The following is a 19,191-nucleotide window of genomic DNA, read 5'->3' as shown; positions in this document are numbered from 1 at the left end:
CACCTGATCAGGTGCCCGGCCCGCTTCGTCGTACCGTGGGGTTGCGCTGCTTCGGTGGAACCGTGCCGCTTCGGTGAAACCGCGAAGTGCCCGGTGGAAGCGCGTCGTGCCGGTGGAACCGCGTTCTACTTCACCACGCCGGCGTCGGGCGTCAGCGTGCCGACGCTCACCAGGACGATGATCAGAATGCCGAGCGCCACCCGGTACACCACGAACGGCATGAAGCTGTTGTGCGAGATGTACTTCAGGAACCAGGCGATCGCCGCGTAGCCGACCGCGAAGGCGATCAGGGTGGCCAGTACGGTCGGGCCCCAGGCCGGTGCCGGCCCCTCGCCGATCTTGAACAGTTCCAACAGGCCGGAGGCCAGCACGGCCGGGATCGCGAGCAGGAACGAGTACCGGGCGGCCGCCTCACGGCTGTAGCCGAGCAGCAGGCCGGCGCTGATGGTGCCGCCCGAGCGCGAGACGCCGGGGATGAGCGCCAGTGCCTGCGCCATGCCGTAGACGGCGGCGTGCGGCAGGGTGAGGTCGGTGATCGGCTTGGCGTGCCGGACGGCGCGGGTGCGGTCGGCCACCGCCAGGATCAGACCGAAGACGATCAGCGTGGTGCCGATGATCCGCAGATCGCGGAGGTTGGTCTCGATGGAGTCCTGGAACAGCTTGCCGAGGATGCCGATCGGCAGGGTGCCGATGATCACGAACCAGCCCATCCGGGCGTCCTGGTGCGAGCGCAGCGCCGGCCGGAACAGCGAGAGCGTCCAGGTCTTCACGATCGAGGCGATGTCGCGGCGGAAGTAGATCAGCACGGCGGACTCGGTGCCGAGCTGGGTCACGGCGGTGAACGCCGCGCCCGGGTCGTCCCAGCCCAGCAGGGCCGAGAAGACCCGCAGGTGGGCGCTGGAGGAGATCGGCAGGAACTCGGTGAGCCCCTGGATCAGGCCGAGGACGGCTCCGTGGAACCAGTCGATCACCGGACACCCGCCCGGGGTATCCGTCGCTCGATGAGCATCAGCGGTCCTTGTTGGTCGGTGCGGGAACATGCCGTCGGCATGCACGGGGCACATGCCGATGGCATGCGAACCGCCGGTCCCGCCCGGCGCTCGGGCTGCGCGGGGCCCGGCGCGCGCCTGATGGTACGCGGTGAAGGTGACAGCCTCGCTCCCCGCCCCCGCCCCGGCCCGCCCGGGGTGCCCGCCCCGGGTCGGGCCGCCCTGTCCGGGTGCGCGTGCTCCGCTCAGTCCGAGGTCGGACGGGCCCGCACCCAGGTCCGGTCCTCGGTGAGATAGGCGTCCACCGTCAGCCCCGAGTCGGCCAGGGCCCGCTCGAACTCGGCCGTGCCGAGCGGCCGGGACAGGAACGTCTGGGTCCAGCGCGCGTCCGGGAACTCGTACTCGACGTGCACGGAGTTCACCCCGGCCCCGGCCGGGGTGACCGAGGCCACCCGCACCAGCCCGTCCGGGCCCAGCGGCCGCTCGCGCGGCACGTTGCGCTGCCAGTCCTCGCCCTCGCGCTGCAGCAGCACGACGCCGTCGTCCGCGACGTGGCGCCGGCAGGTGTCCAGCAGCCCCCGCCGGACGGCCGGATCGCCGGCGTGCACCAGGAAGGAGGCGAGCAGGACGACGTCGAACCGCTCGCCGAGGTCCAGCCGCTCGATCGGGCTGTGCACCGTCCGGGCTCCCCGCACCCGGGCCAGCATCTCGGCGGACTCGTCCACGGCCGTCACCGCGAAGCCGCGGTCGAGCAGGGGGTGCGTCATCCGGCCCACCCCGCATCCCAGCTCCAGGACGCGGGCGCCGGCGGGCACCGCCTTCTCGATCACCTCCGGTTCGCCGTTGACCGGCAGCCGCTCGTACATCTCGACCGCGCAGCCGTCCGGTGTGATCGCGCCCGGTCCGGTGCCGTCGTACCCGTTGCGTCGCTCATCGGCCATGCGTCCATCGGAGCACGGGTGGGCGGAGGGTGGGAAGAGGGCGTGCCCGTACCGGTTGCGGCATACCCCTGGGGGGTATATGTTCGGTGACGACGAACCGAGAGCGCAGCGCCAGGGCAAGCGGAGGACGACATGGCACATCCCGCACAGCACGAGCACGGGCACCAGCACGCCGGCCACGGGGACCACGCCGCTCATGTGGACCACGCGGCGCACGCGTCCCACGGGGCGCACGGAGGTGGGGCGAGCTGGCGGACCGCCGCGCAGGCGACCTTGCACTGCCTCACCGGCTGCGCCATCGGCGAGATCCTGGGCATGGTCCTCGGCACCGCTTTCGGCCTGCACAACGGCGCGACCGTGGTGCTCTCGGTGCTGCTGGCATTCGTCTTCGGCTACGCGCTGACCATGCGCGGTGTGCTGAAGGCCGGCCTGGACGTCCGCGCCGCCGTCAAGGTCGCGCTGGCCGCCGACACCGTGTCGATCCTGGTCATGGAGCTGATCGACAACACCGTGATGGTCACCGTCCCGGGGGCGATGGACGCCGGCCTCGGTGACGCGCTGTTCTGGGTCGCCCTGGCGGGCTCGCTCGCCCTCGCCTTCGCGCTGACCGTGCCGGTCAACAAGTGGATGATCGCCCGTGGTCGCGGCCACGCGGTCGTCCACGCCCACCACCAGCACTGAGCACCGGCCCGCTCCCGGACGGCAGAGCCGTGGCCCGCACCGACCCGATGGAGGGTGGTGCGGGCCACGGCTCTGCCGTCTCTCCCGTTTTCGGCCGAAGTCGTGTTCGGCGGGCTCCCGGCTTGCGGGCTTGTCGGTCGGTCGGTCGGCCGGCCGGGTCAGGTCAGGTCCGGTCGAGGCCGGTCAGGGTGTCGCGCAGCCAGGCCAGTTCGGCCTCGGTGGTGGCGCGGGCGATCAGCAGCATCCCGCGGCGGAACGGGTCGTCGAACTCCTCGGCGCCCACCGGGCGTGCGCCGTCGTAGAAGAAGCTCGCCGGTTCGCTGAGGAAGGCGAGCCGGCGGCGGAGCACGGTGGCCTGCGCCTCCGGTTCGCCGTCGAGATGGCGGAGGAAGGCCAGCACGGTGAACCAGCGGTTCTCGTCGCTGATGTCCAGGTCCTCCGGTGTGCGGAGCCGGTCGAGCAGGGCGCTCCGGCCCGCGTCGGTGAGGTGGAGGGTGTGCCGGGGTGCGGCCGCCGTGCCCGGCTCGGTGCTGCGGAGCAGGAGGCCGTCGGCCTCCAGTCGCTTGATCGCCGGGTAGAGCGTGCCGTCGCTGATCGGCCGGACGTGTCCGGTGAGCGCGGCGAGGTGACGGCGCAGCTCGTAGCCGTGCAGGGGCCGGTCGCGGAGGAACCCGAGGATCGCGAGCTTCAGCATGGGACCACTCTCTCAGATCGGCCGCGATATATCGGTGTCGCTATACCTCGATCCCGAGGTATGGTCCTTCTGTCGCGAGGATCCGCGACGCGACGCCGTGCGGTGGCCTCGTCGGCCTGCCGTGAGCCCGTCGCCCTGCCCCGAGAAGGAGTTCGACCGTGCGTCAGGCCATCGTCACCCCGAACGAGGACCGGATCCGTTGGGTGGAGGTGCCCGGTGCCGAGCCGGCCCGGGTGTACCTGCACGGCCTCGGTTCCAGCTCGCCCGTCTACTTCGCCGCCGCTGCGGCGCACCCGCTGCTCGCCGGGCGCCGCTCGCTCCTGCTCGACCTGCTGGGCTTCGGCATCAGCGACCGGCCGACCGACTTCTCGTACACCCTGGAGGCCCATGCCGATGCGGTGGCGGCGGCGCTCGACGAGGCCGGCCTGGCGGGAGTCGAGCTGGTCGGGCACAGCATGGGAGGCGCCGTGGCGGCCGTCCTCGCCCACCGGCACCCCCGGCTGGTCGCCAACCTCCTCCTGGTCGACGCCAATCTCGACCCGAGCGTGCCGGTCCGCCGCCCGGGCAGCAGCGGGATCGCGACCTTCAGCGAGGAGGAGTTCCTGGCCGGCGGCCGGGAGGAGGTCGGGCGGTGGGTCGGGCCGATCTGGTGGTCCACCATGCGACTGGCCGGCCCCGAGGCCCTCCACCGCAGCGCCGTCAGCTCCGTCCGGGGCACCGTGCCGAGCGTGCGCGAGCTCCTGCACGGCATGGACATCCCGAGGGCGTTCCTCTACCCCCAGGCCGACGGCGAACTGCCGGGCACGGAGCGGCTGCGGGAGTCGGGGGTCGACGTGGTGGCGATCCCGGACTGCGGCCACAACATCATGTTCGACAATCCGGAGGCCTTCGCGGTGGTCGCCGCCGCCGCGCTGGCGCGTCGCGCCTGAAAGGCACGCAGGGTCCGGGGGCGTGCGGTGCCTGGAAGGCGCGCCGTGCCGTGGTGGCGGGCTGTGCCACAGTGGCACGACATGCCGCGATGGTGCATCGCACAGTCCGGGCCCGGTGGGCCGATGCGACTCCGTGTGCAGACCTGGCGCGTCACGCCGGTCCGGCACGACATGCAGAGGCGGCACGATACGACGCTCCGGCACGACATGCAGAAGTGGCGCAGCACGCAGAGGTGGCATGACGTGCCGAAGTGGCACGACACGCGGAGGTGGCAGGTCGCGCAGAAGTGACACGTCATGCCACCCCGCAAGGTCGTGCCACCCTGGCAGACGGTGCCCACGCCGACCAGCCGGCTGACTGGTCGACCGACCCGGCCCGCGCCCTCTCCCGCCTGCCGCCCGCTGCCCCGGAGTTGCCCGCCATGTCGCACACAGCCCCGTCCATGCCCGGCCCCGCGTCGATCCAGGTGCCGGACGCGCTGACGGCCTCCCTGGTCGACTGCCTCGGCGAAACCGGGCGCGGCTGGGCGGCCCGACTCCCGGCGCTCGCCGCCGAGCTGATGGAGCGCTGGCGACTGCGCCCCGCCGGCCCGCCCGCCCACGGCGTGCTCGGGCTCGTCCTCCCGGTGCTGCGCGCGGACGGCACGCCCGGTGCGCTCAAGCTCCAACCCGTGGACGAGGAGACCGTGGGTGAGCCGATGGCCCTGCGCGCCTGGGGCGGTCGGGGCGCCGTCCGCCTCCTCGCCCACGACCCGGCAACCGGCTCGATGCTGCTCGAACGCCTGGACCCGGACCGCTCCCTGCTCGCAGTTCCGGACGACCTCGCCGCCCTGCGCGTCCTCGCCGAGCTGCTGGCCGGCCTGACGCGACAGCAGGCCCCTTCCGGAATGCGTCATTTGGCCGACATCGCCGACGCGATGCTGGCCCAGGCCCCGGCGGCGCTCGCCGCCCTGGTCGATCCGGGGGACCGCCGGTTGGTCGCGGACTGCGCCGCCGCCCTCCGCGAGGTGCGGCACGATCCGGGCGACCGCCTGCTCCACTGGGACCTGCACTACGGCAACGTGCTGGCCCCGGCGGGCTCCGGCGGCCGCGCGCCCTGGCTGGCCATCGATCCGAAGCCACTCGCCGGCGACCCGGGCTTCGAACTCCTGCCGGCCCTCCACAACCGCTGGGCCGACCTCGCGGCCACCGGCGACGTCCGGCGCGCCCTTCGCCGTCGCTTCGACCTGATGACCGACATCCTGGCCCTCGACCGGGCCCGTGCCACCTCGTGGACCCTCGCCCGCGTCCTCCAGAACGCCCTCTGGGACGTCGAGGACGGCGAGACGGTCGTCGCCCCCACCCAACGCGCCGTCGCCGAAGCCCTGTTGACGCGCTGACCCGGGGTGAGGCGCTCCGCTCGGGATCAGTAGGATCCACCCGTCCCAGGGGAGGAGTCGGGTGTGGGTGCCGATTGGTGTGAGCGGTGTGAGATGTCGTGGTGCGATTGCCCGGCCGACGGGTCGGCGCCGCGTCTCGATCGCGGTAGGGCGGCGCTCGGTGCCGCCTGGGTGGGCTGGCCCGCGGGGGCGACGGCCATCGTCTCGCCCACCGGCTACGCCCACTTACCGGGGTGCTTCCACCTCGCGGACAGCATCCTCGCGGCGCCCCAGTACGGCTGGGTGACGGAGCCGGTCTCCGGCTACTACGTCAGCTATGCGCAGCCCCTGCGGGCCACCGCGGGCAACTGCGACCGGGTCGCCACCAAGTCCTGTCCGAGCTGCTTCGATTGAGCCGGCGGTCGGCGGTGCTCTGCTCGGCTCGCCGCCGGTGACCGTCGGCTCGGTCCCGAACGCTCGGTCCCGCAGGCTCAGCCCCGCAGCAGTACGAACCGCAGCGGCGTCCCGGGGCGGGCCTGGGCGGCCGCGGCGAGGTCGGCGGGCGGCACGACACCGACGACGGGGTAGCCGCCGGTGGTGGGGTGGTCGGCCAGGAAGACCACGGGCCGCCCGTCCGGGGGGATCTGGACGGCTCCCAGCACCATGCCCTCGCTGGGTAGTTCGCCGTCGACGGCCCGGCCGACCGGCGGGCCCTCGGTGCGCAGCGCGATCCGGTTGCTCGCCGGTGCCACCCGGTAGTGGTCGCGGGCCAGCCGGGCCACCGACTGCGGTGCGAACCAGTCCGTGCGCGGTCCGAGCCGCAGCCGCAGCACCAGCTCCGTCGGGGGAGCGGGCAGCGGCACCAGGTCGGGCACCGGCCGGTGGGGCGGGGGAGGCCCGACCGGCAGCACGTCGCCGGCGGCCAGCGGAGCGGGGCCGAGCCCCGAGAGCAGGTCGGCCGAGCGGCTGCCGAGCACCGGCGGCACGGCGATCCCGCCCGCCACCGCGAGGTAGCCGCGGACGCCGTGGGTGGCGGCGCCGACCTCCACCAGGGCCCCGTCGGGAACGGCGACGGGTGCGCCCCAGGCGGCGGTCCGTCCGTTCACGCGCACGGTCGAGGGGGCGCCGGTGACGGCGACGAGGACCGGCCCGTGCGCGCGCAGGGCGACCCCGCCGAGCGTGGTCTCCAGCGCGGCCGTGCCGGGCTCGTTGCCGACCAGGCGGTTGGCGGCGTGCAGCGCCGGCTCGTCGAGCGCGCCGGCCCGGGGCACGCCGAGGTGGGCGACGCCGCGCCGCCCGAGGTCCTGCACGGTGGTCAGCGGCCCGGGTCGCACGACCAGCAGCTCACGGACGACCGACGGCTCAGGCTCGACCGACGGCTCAGGCCCGACCGACGGCTCGTGCTCCGCCGACGGCTCGTGCGGGGCCGTCACGCCGCACCGCCGCGCACCGCGGTGAAGCGGACCCGCACGCCCGGGGCCAGCAGGGCCGCCGGTTCGCGGGAGGCGTCCCAGAGCGGCAGACCGGTGCGGCCGAGCAGCTGCCAGCCGCCGGGGGAGGAGTGCGGGTAGACGCCGGTGTAGGGGCCGGCCAAGGCGACCGAGCCGGCCGGGACGGAGCTGCGCGGGGTGGCCCGGCGCGGTGCCTCGTACTGCTGCGGCAGGCCGGTGAGGTAGCCGAAGCCGGGTGCGAAGCCGCAGAAGGCGACCACGTACTCGGGTGCGGTGTGGATCCGTACGGCCGCCTCGGGCGAGACCCCCCAGAGCGCCGCCACCTCGGCGAGGTCGGCGCCGTCGTAGACGGTCGGCACCTCCAGCAGGGGGCCGGGGGTGGCGCCGGCCGTCGACGGGCGGGCGGCGCGCAGCAGGGCGGTCAGCGCTCGGACGTCGGCCACGCCGTCGAGCAGGACGGTCCGCGCGGCCGGGACGATCTCCTCGACCGGGGGCAGTTCGCCCACCGCCAGGCGTTGGCGCAGCCAGCCGTACAGCGCGCCGACCTCGGCCGTCCCGGCCACCTCGACGAGCAGCGCGTGCTCGCCCACCGCCCGGATCAGCGGCGCGCCGCTCACCCGGGTTCCCCGCCCGCCACGTGCAGACGCGGTGCCACCGGGCCCGCGGATGCCGGACCCGGGGACGCCGACGGCCGCGCCGCCCCTGCCCGCCCGCCGCCGGCCGTCACGCGAAGGGCTCCACCCGCACGCCCGCCGAAGCGAGCGCGCCGCGGATCCGCCAGGCGAGCTGGGCGGCACCCGGTGTGTCGCCGTGCACGCACAGCGAGCGCGCCTCGACGCCGATCGGTTCGCCGCCGACGGCCTCGACCACGCCGTCCCGGGCGATCCCGACCGCGCGGGTGATGACCGTCTCCGGGTCCTGGATGACGGCGTCCGGCTCGCGGCGTGGCACCAGGGTGGCGGCCCAGGTGTAGGCGCGGTCGGCGAACGCCTCGGTGACCACCGGCAGTCCGACGCCCTCGGCGACCGCCAGCAGCCGGGAGCCGGGCAGGCCGAGCACGGGCAGCGGGCCGTCGCAGACCGCCCCGGCCCGCAGCACGCCCGCGACCACCGCCTCGGCCTGTTCGGCGTCGGTGACCACCCGGTTGTAGAGGGCGCCGTGCGGCTTGACGTAGGAGACCCGGGAGCCGGCCGCGCGGGCGAACACCTGGAGGGCGCCGATCTGGTAGGCGATCTCGTCGGCCAGCTCCTCCGGGGGGACGTCCATCGCCCGGCGGCCGAAGCCGGCCAGGTCGTGGTAGGAGACCTGGGCGCCGATCCGCACGCCGCGCTCGGCGGCCAGCGCGCAGACCCGGCGCATGGTGGACGGATCTCCGGCGTGGAAGCCGCAGGCGACGTTGGCGCTGGTCACCACGGAGAGCAGGGCTTCGTCGTCGGTCAGCGTCCAGCGTCCGAACCCCTCACCGAGGTCCGCATTGAGATCGATCACCGCATCGGCCACGCCCGTCCGCCTCCCAGCAGCTGTTGAGCCAGATCGTAGGGCCTGCGCGTGACGGCCGTCGCCGCTCCTGCGTCGCTGCCCGGTGCACCGCGTGGGCGGGGCCCGGGCGTTCCCCCGGACGGCTCAGCCGGCGACGGCGGCGGCGCGGGCGGGCCGCTCCAGCGGTCGGAGCGCGCGCAGCACGACGAGCAGCGGCACCACGCCGATGATGCCGAACGACATGTCGATGAATCGCCAGTACAGCGGAATGCCCCGGAGCGGCCCGCAGATCAGCGCCAGCGGGATGATGCCCGCGCAGGCGAGGACGGCCCACCGGATCACCCAGACGTTGCGCACCGGGTCCTTGATCGGCCCCCAGAACGCGGCCGCGATCACCAGGTGCGCGAAGGCCAGCCAGTCGGTGCCGTAGGCCAGGAACGGATAGCGGGCGTTGGTGTCGGCGATGCCGTCGCGGGTCCGCTCGATCCATTCCCGCAGGGCCGGCAGGTGGTCGGTGAGCGGGGCCGCCGGGCCGGCCGCGACATCGGCCAGCCACCGGGTCTCGGTCTCCAGTGGGAAGGCCGTCAGGCCGCTCAGGACGAGGCAGACCACGAAGGCCCAGAGCCACCGGCGCACCCGCCGGAGTGCGGCCCGCCCCTCGTCCAGCGGGCGTTCGGTCAAGCTCTCGGACGTGCCGTTCATACCGGTCGACCCCCATGCCGACGAGGAGCTGGGACGGGTTGTCCCACCTGCACGGAAGTGACTCTAGACCCTGGAATTGAACGCGTTCAACTTGCCCTTGAGGTGCCTCGCGACCCGGCCGCTCCCGGCCGTAGCCCTGCCTCCCCGCTGCGCCCCGCGGCCCTGCCTCCCCGCCGCAACGCAGCGGGGCCCGGCGCCGTTCCCGGCACCGGGCCCCGCCGCACGATCCCCGTCAGGCGGTGTACGCGTACCGGTCGCCCGCGACGGTCGCGCTGGTCCCGCCGGGCGTGGTCACCGTTACGTCGACCACGCCGGTGCCCGCCGGGGCGGTCGCCGAGCAGAGCGTCGGGCCGCACGAGGAGCGCGTGGCCGGCACCCCGCCGAAGAGCACCGTGCCGGCGGCCAGCCCGCTGCCCTGGACGTAGATCTTGGTGCCGCCGGCGGCCGGCCCGGTGCTGGTGGTCAGACCGGTGACCACCGGGGCGGGCGGCGCCGGGGGAGCCGCGCCGGTGTGGTCGAACGCCGAGGGTGCGGCCGCGGAGCCGCCCGGGGTGACCACGGTCACCGGCGTGCTGCCCGAGCCGCCGGGGTCGGTGACGGTGCAGCTGGTGGCGGTGCAGCCGCCGGTCGCGACGGAGTCGCCGAACAGGACGAAGCCGTTGTCCAGGTCGGTGCCGGTCAGCGTGACGGCGGTGCCGCCCGTGCCCGGGCCGGTCACGGTGCCGATGCCGGTCACCACCGGCACGGCCTGGGTGGCGGGGGCCTGCGGGCCGCTGCCGAGCAGGTAGGTCGAGACGTTGTCGGACGGGTCGGTGTCGTTCCGGTTCGCGGCCGTGACCTTGATCGCGCCGGACGGCCTGGTGCCGTGGGAGGCCACGTAGACCTTCATGAACTCGCTGCGCCCCGGAGCCCGGTTGCCGGTGAAGAAGGCGTCCAGCCGGCGGCCGTCGGGCGAGACGGTCTCGGTGAAGGTGTAGTCGGGGAAGGACGTGATCGTCGCGCCGTTGGTGGTCAGGCCGGGCGGCAGTTCGACGGTGAGGTGGGTGACCCCGGTGAGGTCGGCGGTGCCCGAGGACGTCCAGGTCACCGAGAAGTTGGTGCTGTCGACCGGGAAGATCGGGTAGTTGCCGGCCTGGGTCACGCTGACATTCGGGCCGGTGGCCGCCGTGCGGGCGGTGGGCGCGGCGGTGGTCGCGGCGTCGGCGACGACGGTGCCGGCGGTGAGCGTGGCCGCGGCCAGGGCGGCGGTCACGCCGCCTCGTACCAGTCTGATGATCATATGAGGCATGATGGCTGGGCCGGCCCCGTCGTGCGGGCGTTTCGTCGAAAGCCGGTTCCACCCACCCACGGTTCGCCCACCTGTCCGGGCCGCCCGTAAGGTCCGTTTCGGTCGATGTCGGTGCGTACCTCTAATCTTGTCCACCGTGACCGCCATCGCTGACCTGCCCACCGAGTCCGGGCTCCGGCCGCCCGCCGGGCCCGCCGCCGCCGCGCGGCCCGCGCCCGGCCCCGCCGCCGACGAGGGCCTGGCCCGCCGGCTGAAGGCGCTGGCCTGCACCGCTCCGCTGCACGACCTGGACAGCCGCAAGGTGATGCTGGCCGGCGAGTACGGCGGCTACGCGATGGCCGAGGTCGGCCTCGCCGCGATCGACCTGGTCACCCTGCACATGGACTTCGACACCGGGGCCGACCGCGACATAGTGCTCGCCCGGCTGCTGCCCCGGGTCGCCGCCCAGGCCACCACCCGGCCGACCGCCGAGCACGAGCGGGTCGCCCGGTGGGTGCTGGAGTCGCTGATCAACGTCGGCAGCGTCGACCGCGGCTTCCGCGCCGTCTACGGCACCTTCGGCCAGGACGGCGCGTACGTCCGGCGCGACTACGACTTCAAGCTGATCGAGGAGGTGCCCGGCCCCGACGGCGGCGTCTACCTGCGCACCACCGACGAGGCGGTCAACGTCCTGGTCGGCGCACTCGACACCGACGTCACCTCCGCGCAGATCGCCGCCGAGGTCAAGCTGGAGGTGCTGATCCGGCGCGGCCGCCTGGCCGACGCCCAGCTCGCCGCCGAGCAGGCCCGCTACCGCACCGTCCAGTACGCCGAGACGCTGCGCCGGGCCCTGGACGCCACCCGGCGCAACGTGCGCGCCGTCGACTGGATGCAGGCCGTCCCCGATCTGATCGACGAGGCGCTCGACCACATCGCCGACCGCTACCGGCACGAGAACGCGATTCTCACCAACATCCGCAAGGCCCGCGACGAGGCGGAGGAGCCGGAGCACAAGCGCCGCGCCGCCGAGCTGGTCGACATCGTCAAGGACTGCATCCGCCGCCACACCCAGCTGCAGACCCGTCTGCTGGAGGCCGGCCCGCTGTTCCGCGCCGAGCAGGACCGCCAGGCCTTCGCCGCCCCCGGCGCCCGCAGCGGCATCGACCTCTACGGGCAGCTGCTCGCCCCCGTGCTGCGGCTGCCGGTCGAGCAGGCAGTCCGGCCCACCGGCGCGTTCTTCGCCCGCGGCATCGGCCTGCGTACGCCGGTCTCGGTCCGGGTCGCCGACCTGGTCGACCTGCTGCTCACCCCGCCGGTCGAGCGCGAGCACCTGGGCGCCGAGCTGCCCGATCCGGACCTCGTCGCCACCCCCGACGACAGCCGGTTCTCCGAGGCCCAGCTGGAGGCCGCCCTGGTCCTGCTCGACCTGCCCGCCGACGCCCCCCGGCGGCTCTCCGGCCTGCTCGCCGACGCCCGCAAGCAGGACGCCGAACTCCCGTACCTGGTCGCCCTGCTGGCCGTGCACGCGGCCAGCCCGTCGGTCGGAACCGCCTACCGCCAGGGCGAGGAGCGGTTGCTCTTCGCCGTGGACGACGGCACCCCGCTGTGCGACCTCGAATTCGGCGGCGCCGACCTCATCGTCGGCAGCGCCCTGCTCGACGCGGCCGGGATGGCGGCCGACCGCAAGGACGCCAGTTGACGACCCGCCGCCCCCGCCCGTCCGGCGGGCACCCGCCCGGCCCCCGTGCCCGCACCACCCGCCCGGCCCGCACCACCCGCACCGCCCGCACCAGCCCCGAGGAGCACCGCCCGTGACGACCCACCACGACACGTCCTGGGCGCCCGAGACCGAGCCCGCGGCTCCGGCCGCGATCACCCCGGCCGATGTCGCCGACGCCGCCCGGCTGGTCTCCTTCGGTCTGCAGGCCAAGCTGCTCCCCGCCCGCGACGCCGAGTACGCCGAGCTGGTCCGCCGACACCGCGAGGACCCGGCCTTCGCCCGCCTCGCCGACGCCGTCGCCACCGGCATGGGCCTGGTCGTCCTGGAGGTCTCGCCGCGCGCCGGCATGGCCGTCGCCGCCGCCGAGGACTCCGTCTTCGCCGTCCGGATGGGTGACTACTCGCGCCGCGCCGCCTCCGAGTCGACCGACCGCTTCCTGCACGGCCTGGCCCACCTCGCCGTCGCCGCGATGGCCTTCCCCCGCCCGGAGGACCTCGCCGACGACGGCTACCTCGGCCGGATCACCGTCAACGGCGTCGACGCCTTCGTCCGCCAGGCCTGCCGCCGGCTGGAGGAGCAGGCCGAGGCCGACGGCGCGAACACCGACCCGCAGAGCGACGCCCCCGGCCTGGAGGCCGCCTGGCGGGTCTGGGCCCGGCGCACCGCCACCGGCGCCACCAAGGACGCCCGCCGACTGTCCGGCTCCACCATCGGCATCGTTGCCAAGGCGGTGATGTTCCTGGTCGACTCCGGCTTCCTGCAGAAGACCTCGGACGACGCCGGCGGCACCTACCGCACCACCGCCCGCTACCAGCTCCAGGTCCGCGACCTGGCCGGCAGCGCCGCCATGGCCGAGCTGCTCGACCTCGGCATCGTCCCGGTCTCCGACGGCACCGCCAGCCTGCTGCCCCCGGACACCGGTGACGAGCTGGTCGCCGACGCCGGCCTGCCGTTCCACTCGCTCTGACCGGGCCCCCACCCGGGAGCGCCGCCCACCCAGAACCAGCTCCACCGCATTCCCGACCCACGCACTCCTGACCCACCCGCACTGGAGAACCGCCGCACATGTACGAGCTCAACCGGGTCCGCCTGTACTCGATCGGACCGGCCGGTGCCCGCTACGCCGACACGGTGCTCGACCTGCGCGGCGTGGGCGAGCCCGTCTCCGACCCGGCCCCCCAGCAGATCGGCCTGTTCGGCGAGGAGCCGGACGGGCCGGTCCGCCGCCCCGCCCCCGCCGGGGTGCTCTTCCTGGAGAACGGCGGCGGCAAGTCCGTCCTGCTCAAGCTGATCTTCTCGGTGATGCTCCCCGGCCACCGCAACACCCTCGGCGGCGCCAGCTCCGGCGTGCTGCGCAAGTTCCTGCTGGCCGACGACTGCGGCCACGTCGCCCTGGAGTGGCAGCACACCGTCACCGGTGAGCCGATCGTGGTCGGCAAGGTCAGCGAGTGGCGCGGCCGCCAGGTCTCCTCCGACCCGCGCAAGTTCGCCGAGACCTGGTACTCCTTCCGCCCCGGCCCCGGTCTGACCCTGGACTCGCTGCCGGTCGCCGAGCGGGTCAGCCTGGCCGGTGACCAGAAGGCCCGTGGCCGGCGCCGCACCATGAAGGGCTTCCGCGACGCCCTCACCGAGGCCGGCAAGGCCCACCCCCACCTCGACCTCGTCTTCGAGGACGGCCACGACCGCTGGACGGAGCACCTCGGGGAGCTCGGCCTCGACCCCGAACTCTTCCGCTACCAGCGCGAGATGAACGCCGACGAGGGCGAGGCCGCCGGCCTGTTCGCGGTCAAGCACGACAGCGACTTCACCGACCTGCTGCTGCGCGCCGTCACCGACACCCGGGACACCGACGGCCTGGCCGACCTCGTCCACGGCTTCGCCGCCAAGCTGGGCCGCCGCGCCGAGCTGACCGCCGAACGCGACTTCACCGCCGGCTCGCTGGAGCTGCTGGAGCGCATCGCCGAGGCCACCACCGCCCGCGAGGCCGTCCGCGAGGCCCACCGCACCGCCGAGCGCCGCACCCGTCGCCTCGCCCACGCGCTGACCTCGCGCGCCGCCGCCGAGCGCGACCGCGCCCAGGACCTCGCCATCGAGGTCGCCGCCGCCGCGAGCGCCGTCACCGCCGCCGAGGCCGACCGCACCCGGCACACCCTGATCACCGCCGAGCTGACCCACCGGCACGCCACCCTCGGGCTGGCCGCGGCCACCACCGAGGCCGCCGCCCTGCGCCGCGAACTCATCGAGGCCCGCACCCTGCACTCCGCCTGGCAGGCCGCCGAGGCCGTGCTGCGCCAGCGCGCCGCCGCCGACCGGATGGCCCGGGTCGCCGTCGCGATCCGCGAGGCCGAGCTCGACGCCGCCCCGGCGCTCGCCGCCCGGGCCCGCGCCGCCGCCGCGCTGGCCCGCGCCCTGGAGACCGCGGCCGCGGCCGCCGAGGACCGTGCCGACACCGAGGAGCAGCGCGCCGGCGAGCTCCAGGTGGACGGCGCCAAGGCCCAGTCCGGGGCCACCGAGGCCGCCACCGCCGCCCAGAAGGCCCGCAGCGAGTCCGACCACCTGCGCCAGCGCCTCGCCGAGGTCGAGCGGGAGACCGCCGCCGCGGTCGACGCCGGCTGGATCGACCCCGGTACCGCCGAGCCCGACCCGGCCCGCGCCGCCCTGCACGCCGCCGATGTCGAGAAGGCCGCCGCCGCCGCCCTCGGGCAGGCCCGGACGGTCGCCGAGACCGCCGCCGCCCGGCTGCGCGAGGCCGCCGCCGCCACCGGCCGCGCCGAACTCGCGGAAGCCCGCGCCACCGACGCCCGCAAGGCCGCCGTCCGGGCGCTCGCCACCGAGCAGCGCACCGCCGCCCTGCTCGCCACCGAGCCCCGGCTGGCCGACCTGCTCTCCCTCACCCCTTACCAGGAAGGCGCGGACGAGGCGGCCGGCTTCCTCACCCCCGCCGTCCTCGACCGCTCCGCCGAGGCGCTCCGGGAGCTGCTCGACGAGGCCATCGCCACCGCCGAGCGCACCCTGTTCGACCTGCGCACCGCGGCCGCCGACGACTCCCGCATCCTCGCCGCGCTCGGCGACGGCGGCCTGCTGCCGCCCGGCCCGGACGTGCTCGCCACCGTCGAGTACCTCGCCGAGCACGGCATCCCCGCGCTGCCCGGCTGGCGCTACCTCGCCCAGTCGGTCGACCCTGCGGACCACGAGGCGATCCTCGCCGCCCGGCCCGAACTGGTCGACGGCGTGGTGATCACCGACCCCAACTCGCTCGACCGGGCCCGCGAGACCCTGCAGGCCGCCGCGCTGCTGCCGCGCTCCACCGTCGCCGTCGGCGCCGCCGCCGCGCTGATCGCGCCCATCACCGACGAGCCCGCCTTCTTCCTCGTGCCGCCGAACCCGGCCATGCACGACGAGACGGCCGCCGACGGCGAGCGCCGCGAGCTGCGCTCCCGCGCCACCGCCCGCGAGGAGCACATCCGCGAGCTGGCCGCCAGGCTGGGAGGCGACCGCGCCCTCGCCGCCCGCCTCGCTTCCTGGCACGCCAGCTGCCCGCCCGGCACCCTCGCCGAGCTGGCCGCCGCCGCCGAGGCCGCCCGCGAGCACGCCGAGCAGGCCGCCGCCGCGCTCGCCACCCTGCGCGCCGACCACGACGAGGCCGAGACCGACCACGCCGCCGCGGCCTTCGCCCACGAGGAGCAGCGCGAGGCCGCCCAGCAGGCCCGCCGCCGCGCCGACGCCCTCTCCGGCCTCGCCTTCCGCCTGCGCGAGCGCGCCGGCTGGACGCGGAGCCTGCGCGAACTCGCCGAGGACGCGACCGAGTGCGACCGCCGCCAGGCCCAGTGCGCCGAGCGCGCCCGCACCTGCGACGAGGACCGCCGCGCCGCGCAGCGCGCCGCCGACGACGCCCGCCGCACCGCCCGCACCCTGCGCGCCGAGCGCGCCGAGATCCCCACCGCCGAGCAGGCCGACGAGCCCGAGGGCGCCGCGCCCGCCGCGCTGCCCGCCCTGCGCGAGGCCTACCGCGCCGCCTCCCAGCTCTACGAGAAGGTCGGCGTCGGCGCCGACCTGCGCGCCGAGCAGGCCCGCGCCGAGGGCGACGAGGCCGCCGCCGCGACCGAACTCGACCGCCTCACCAACAAGGTCCGCACCCGCGCCGAAGAACTGCTGGGCAGTCCCGACGGCGCCGACGGCCCGGCCCGTCAGGCCGCCGCCGCCCGCGCCGAGGAGCTGGTCGCCACCATCGAGGCCCGCTCCGCCGCCGCCAGCGAGCAGCTCGGCCGGCTGCGCGGCGAGGCCGAGCGCTCCGCGCCCGCCGACGGTGAGGCCCACACCGAGCTGCCCGAGGACCTCGTCCCCACCGACCCCGAGCACGCCCAGGTCCTGCTGCGCACCGCCACCACCCGGCTGGCCGAGCGCCGCGAGAGCGTCGACGCCGCGCGCACCGCCCACGCCGACCTGCAGCGGACCTTCGACGCCGCCCAGGCCGCCGCCGCCGACTTCGACGAGCACGCCGGGCAGCTGCGCGACGGCCTGCGCGAGCAGCAGGACGAGGACGGCCGCCCGGTCGAGCCCTACCTCGGCCCGCTCGCCGACGCCCGCACCGCCGCCGCCGAGGCCCGCCGCGCGCTGCGCACCGCGGCCGGCGAGCTCTCCTCCGCCGAACTCGCCGTCCGCGACGCCTCCGACGCCCTCGTCCGGCACGCCAACGCGGCCCGCTACGAGGCCGTCCGCACCCCGGCCCGCCAGCAGATCCGCGAACTGCCCGCCGCCGCCCTGCCCGACCACGCCGCCGCCTGGGCCACCGCCTTCGCACCCCGGCTGCGCGTGCTCACCGACGAGCTCGCCCAGCTGGAGCGCAACCGCGGCTCGATCGTCGACCGGCTGCGCGGCCTGGTCGAGTCCTCGCTCACCACCCTGCGTGCCGCCCAGCGGCTCTCCCGGCTGCCCGAGGGCCTGGGAGAGTGGTCCGGCCAGGAGTTCCTCCGGATCCGCTTCGAGGACCCGGACCACGCCACCCTGGTCGAGCGCCTGGGCGAGGTGATCGACGAGGCGACCCGCGCCGCCGTCAAGAAGAACAGCGACCTGCGCCGCGACGGCATGTCCCTGCTGCTGCGCGGTGTCGCCGCCGCGATCGGCCCGCGCGGCGTGAGCGTGGAGATCCTCAAGCCGGACGCGGTGCTGCGCGCCGAGCGGGTCGGCGTCGGCCAGATGTCCGACGTCTTCTCCGGCGGTCAGCTGCTCACCGCGGCCATCGCGCTCTACTGCACCATGGCCGCACTGCGCGCCAACGACCGCGGCCAGTCCCAGCTGCGGCACGCCGGCACGCTCTTCCTGGACAACCCGATCGGCCGCGCCAACGCCACCTACCTGCTGGAGCTCCAGCGGGCGGTCGCCGACGCGCTCGGCGTCCAACTGATCTACACCACCGGTCTGTTCGACACCACCGCGCTGGCCGAGTTCCCGCTGGTCATCCGGCTGCGCAACGACGCCGACCTGCGGGCGGGCCTCAAGTACATCTCGGTGGAGGAGCACCTGCGCCCCGGCCTGCCCGCCCCGCAGGACCCGGACGGCCCGACCGTCCACGGCGAGATCACCGCGACCCGGATGTTCAAGCGCCCCGCGGAGGCCCCGGCCCCGGCCTGACACGGCTACCCCGGCGGCGCCGGCCCGCCTACCGTGGGAGCCATGCTGACGATCGCTCACTTCAGTGACATCCACATCGGGCAGGAGCAGGGCCGGGACGGCGGCGCCCGCGCGTACCGGCGGGCCGAGCAGGTGATGGCGTACCTCAACGCCCTGCCCGGCCCGTTGGACGCCGTGCTGGTCACCGGCGACCTCGCCGACCACGGCCTGCCGGCGGAGTACGAGCGGGTCGCCAAGGTGCTGGCCTCCCGCCACCCGGTGCTCACCTGTCCCGGCAACCACGACCGGCGCGCGCCCTACCGGGAGGGCCTGCTCGGGGAGGCGCCCGCCGACGGTCCGGTCAACCGGCTGCACTCGCTGCCCGGCGCCGACCTGCTGTTGGTCGACTCGTCGATTCCCGGGCGGGCCGACGGCCTGCTCGACGAGGAGACCCTGGCCTGGCTGGACGCCGCGCTCGCGGCGGGCCGCCCGGAGCAGCCGGCGCTGGTGGCCTTCCACCACCCGCCGGTGGTCCTCCACCTGCCGACCGTCGACCCGATCCGGCAGTTCGGGGAGCAGCGCCTCGCCGAGGTGCTGGGCCGTCACCCCCGGGTGGCCGCCCTGCTCTGCGGCCACGCCCACACCGGCGCGGCCACCGTCTTCGCCGGGTTGCCGGTGCTGGTCGCGCCCGGCGTGGTGTCCACCGTCACGCTGCCCTGCGAGGGCGGCGGTGGCATCAGCTTCGATCAGCCGCCGATGCTCGCCCTCCACGTGCTGGGCGACGACGGCCGGCTCACCACCCACTACCGGGCCGTCGTCCCGGCCTGACCGCCCACCGGCTCACCACCACCCGTCGACCACCCGCCGGCCACCCGCGAGGAGCCGTCCGGGACCGGCCCGGGCCCTACGGATACGCCGTGGGCACCCGCGACTGCGGTGCGGCCGTGCCGTTCTGGGGCCCGGCCGGGCGCGGCACCGGCCGGGCCCCGCCGGGTGCCCGGCTGCCGGACATCGGCGAGGCAGCGTTCGGCCCGCGCATCCGCTGGGCGGCGATCTGGCGCGAGATCAGGATCTCCAGCAGGCACCACATGGTGCCGAACACCCCGAGGCCCATCGCCATCAGCGCCGGCGTCATCAGCCAGCTGTCCGCGTACGAGGCCAGCGTCGCGATCAGCAGGCCGACCAGCGTGAAGGCCAGGCAGAGCACCGCCCGGACGACGGCGGCGCGCACCTCGTCGGGCAGGCGGCGACGGCGTGCGGCTGACATCGGACGACCCCCAGGCGCGGTCACGGCGGCAGAGCGGGCAGGAACGGGCAGAGCGGGCGCGCGAGAACGCGCCCCTGCGCACCACTCTGCCCCGTCGTACCCG

At 75.4% G+C, this 19,191-nt stretch carries 17 protein-coding genes; 8 read left to right on the top strand and 9 right to left on the bottom strand.

All coding sequences use genetic code 11. From position 1 onward, the window contains the following. Positions 1–125 precede the first annotated feature (125 nt). Entirely contained in the window at positions 126–968 is an 843-nt protein-coding gene (locus ACFVYI_RS38455) for an undecaprenyl-diphosphate phosphatase (RefSeq protein WP_387894258.1), read from the bottom strand. A 266-nt stretch (positions 969–1,234) separates the two neighbouring features. Next, positions 1,235–1,930 carry a class I SAM-dependent methyltransferase gene (locus ACFVYI_RS38450; RefSeq protein WP_387894251.1) on the bottom strand — a complete coding sequence of 232 codons (696 nt, stop codon included), beginning with the start codon at positions 1,928–1,930 and terminating at the stop codon, positions 1,235–1,237. A 132-nt stretch (positions 1,931–2,062) separates the two neighbouring features. Here ACFVYI_RS38450 and ACFVYI_RS38445 point away from each other — a divergent pair, with 132 nt between their 5' ends. Continuing rightward, the gene (locus ACFVYI_RS38445) at positions 2,063–2,611 is read left to right on the top strand and encodes a DUF4396 domain-containing protein (protein ID WP_387894249.1); all 549 of its coding nucleotides are present in this window, start codon (positions 2,063–2,065) and stop codon (positions 2,609–2,611) included. 163 nt (positions 2,612–2,774) lie between these two features. Here ACFVYI_RS38445 and ACFVYI_RS38440 read toward each other — a convergent pair whose 3' ends face one another. Beyond that, positions 2,775–3,305 (bottom strand): PadR family transcriptional regulator, encoded by a 531-nt coding sequence (locus tag ACFVYI_RS38440; RefSeq protein ID WP_387894247.1) that lies wholly within the window; start codon positions 3,303–3,305, stop codon positions 2,775–2,777. Positions 3,306–3,463: 158 nt separating this feature from the next. Between ACFVYI_RS38440 and ACFVYI_RS38435 the strand changes: the two genes are divergently transcribed. The 3 genes from ACFVYI_RS38435 (at position 3,464) to ACFVYI_RS38425 (ending at position 6,006) form a co-directional block, all read left to right on the top strand. Continuing rightward, positions 3,464–4,234, top strand: coding sequence for an alpha/beta fold hydrolase (locus tag ACFVYI_RS38435; protein WP_387894246.1), 771 nt, complete (start codon positions 3,464–3,466; stop codon positions 4,232–4,234). Positions 4,235–4,677: 443 nt separating this feature from the next. Continuing rightward, complete coding sequence (locus ACFVYI_RS38430; protein ID WP_387894256.1) at positions 4,678–5,613, top strand: aminoglycoside phosphotransferase family protein; 936 nt, start codon at positions 4,678–4,680, stop codon at positions 5,611–5,613. A 171-nt stretch (positions 5,614–5,784) separates the two neighbouring features. Next, positions 5,785–6,006: a hypothetical protein gene (locus ACFVYI_RS38425; RefSeq protein ID WP_387894245.1), complete on the top strand. Its 222-nt coding sequence runs from the start codon at positions 5,785–5,787 to the stop codon at positions 6,004–6,006. A 77-nt stretch (positions 6,007–6,083) separates the two neighbouring features. Here the strand turns inward: ACFVYI_RS38425 and ACFVYI_RS38420 are convergent, their stop codons facing one another. The 5 genes from ACFVYI_RS38420 to ACFVYI_RS38400 form a co-directional block, all read right to left on the bottom strand. Next, complete coding sequence (locus ACFVYI_RS38420) at positions 6,084–6,935, bottom strand: biotin-dependent carboxyltransferase family protein (RefSeq protein WP_387894255.1); 852 nt, start codon at positions 6,933–6,935, stop codon at positions 6,084–6,086. Positions 6,936–7,021: 86 nt separating this feature from the next. Continuing rightward, the gene (gene pxpB, locus ACFVYI_RS38415) at positions 7,022–7,660 is read right to left on the bottom strand and encodes a 5-oxoprolinase subunit PxpB (RefSeq protein WP_387894243.1); all 639 of its coding nucleotides are present in this window, start codon (positions 7,658–7,660) and stop codon (positions 7,022–7,024) included. A gap of 106 nt (positions 7,661–7,766) precedes the next feature. Further along, positions 7,767–8,543, bottom strand: coding sequence for a LamB/YcsF family protein (locus tag ACFVYI_RS38410; protein WP_387894241.1), 777 nt, complete (start codon positions 8,541–8,543; stop codon positions 7,767–7,769). A 123-nt stretch (positions 8,544–8,666) separates the two neighbouring features. Continuing rightward, entirely contained in the window at positions 8,667–9,224 is a 558-nt protein-coding gene (locus ACFVYI_RS38405; RefSeq protein WP_387894240.1) for a hypothetical protein, read from the bottom strand. A gap of 232 nt (positions 9,225–9,456) precedes the next feature. After that, positions 9,457–10,503: an IPT/TIG domain-containing protein gene (locus ACFVYI_RS38400; RefSeq protein WP_387894238.1), complete on the bottom strand. Its 1,047-nt coding sequence runs from the start codon at positions 10,501–10,503 to the stop codon at positions 9,457–9,459. A gap of 145 nt (positions 10,504–10,648) precedes the next feature. Here ACFVYI_RS38400 and ACFVYI_RS38395 point away from each other — a divergent pair, with 145 nt between their 5' ends. The 4 genes from ACFVYI_RS38395 to ACFVYI_RS38380 all read left to right on the top strand — a co-directional run bounded on the left by ACFVYI_RS38395 (position 10,649) and on the right by ACFVYI_RS38380 (position 18,649). Further along, complete coding sequence (locus tag ACFVYI_RS38395; protein ID WP_387894237.1) at positions 10,649–12,190, top strand: hypothetical protein; 1,542 nt, start codon at positions 10,649–10,651, stop codon at positions 12,188–12,190. 112 nt (positions 12,191–12,302) lie between these two features. Continuing rightward, the gene (locus ACFVYI_RS38390) at positions 12,303–13,178 is read left to right on the top strand and encodes a hypothetical protein (protein WP_360641586.1); all 876 of its coding nucleotides are present in this window, start codon (positions 12,303–12,305) and stop codon (positions 13,176–13,178) included. Positions 13,179–13,276: 98 nt separating this feature from the next. Further along, positions 13,277–17,842, top strand: coding sequence for a hypothetical protein (locus ACFVYI_RS38385; protein WP_387894235.1), 4,566 nt, complete (start codon positions 13,277–13,279; stop codon positions 17,840–17,842). A gap of 42 nt (positions 17,843–17,884) precedes the next feature. Further along, positions 17,885–18,649: a metallophosphoesterase gene (locus ACFVYI_RS38380; RefSeq protein ID WP_387894233.1), complete on the top strand. Its 765-nt coding sequence runs from the start codon at positions 17,885–17,887 to the stop codon at positions 18,647–18,649. 76 nt (positions 18,650–18,725) lie between these two features. Here the strand turns inward: ACFVYI_RS38380 and ACFVYI_RS38375 are convergent, their stop codons facing one another. Next, positions 18,726–19,088, bottom strand: coding sequence for a hypothetical protein (locus tag ACFVYI_RS38375; protein ID WP_387894231.1), 363 nt, complete (start codon positions 19,086–19,088; stop codon positions 18,726–18,728). Between the last annotated feature and the right edge of the window lie 103 nt (positions 19,089–19,191).

It is taken from the genome of Kitasatospora sp. NPDC058218 (assembly GCF_042882445.1).
GTDB lineage: Bacteria > Actinomycetota > Actinomycetes > Streptomycetales > Streptomycetaceae > Kitasatospora.
Note: the sequence above shows the minus strand (reverse complement) of the source record. Positions and strands in the feature narration are given on the sequence as shown.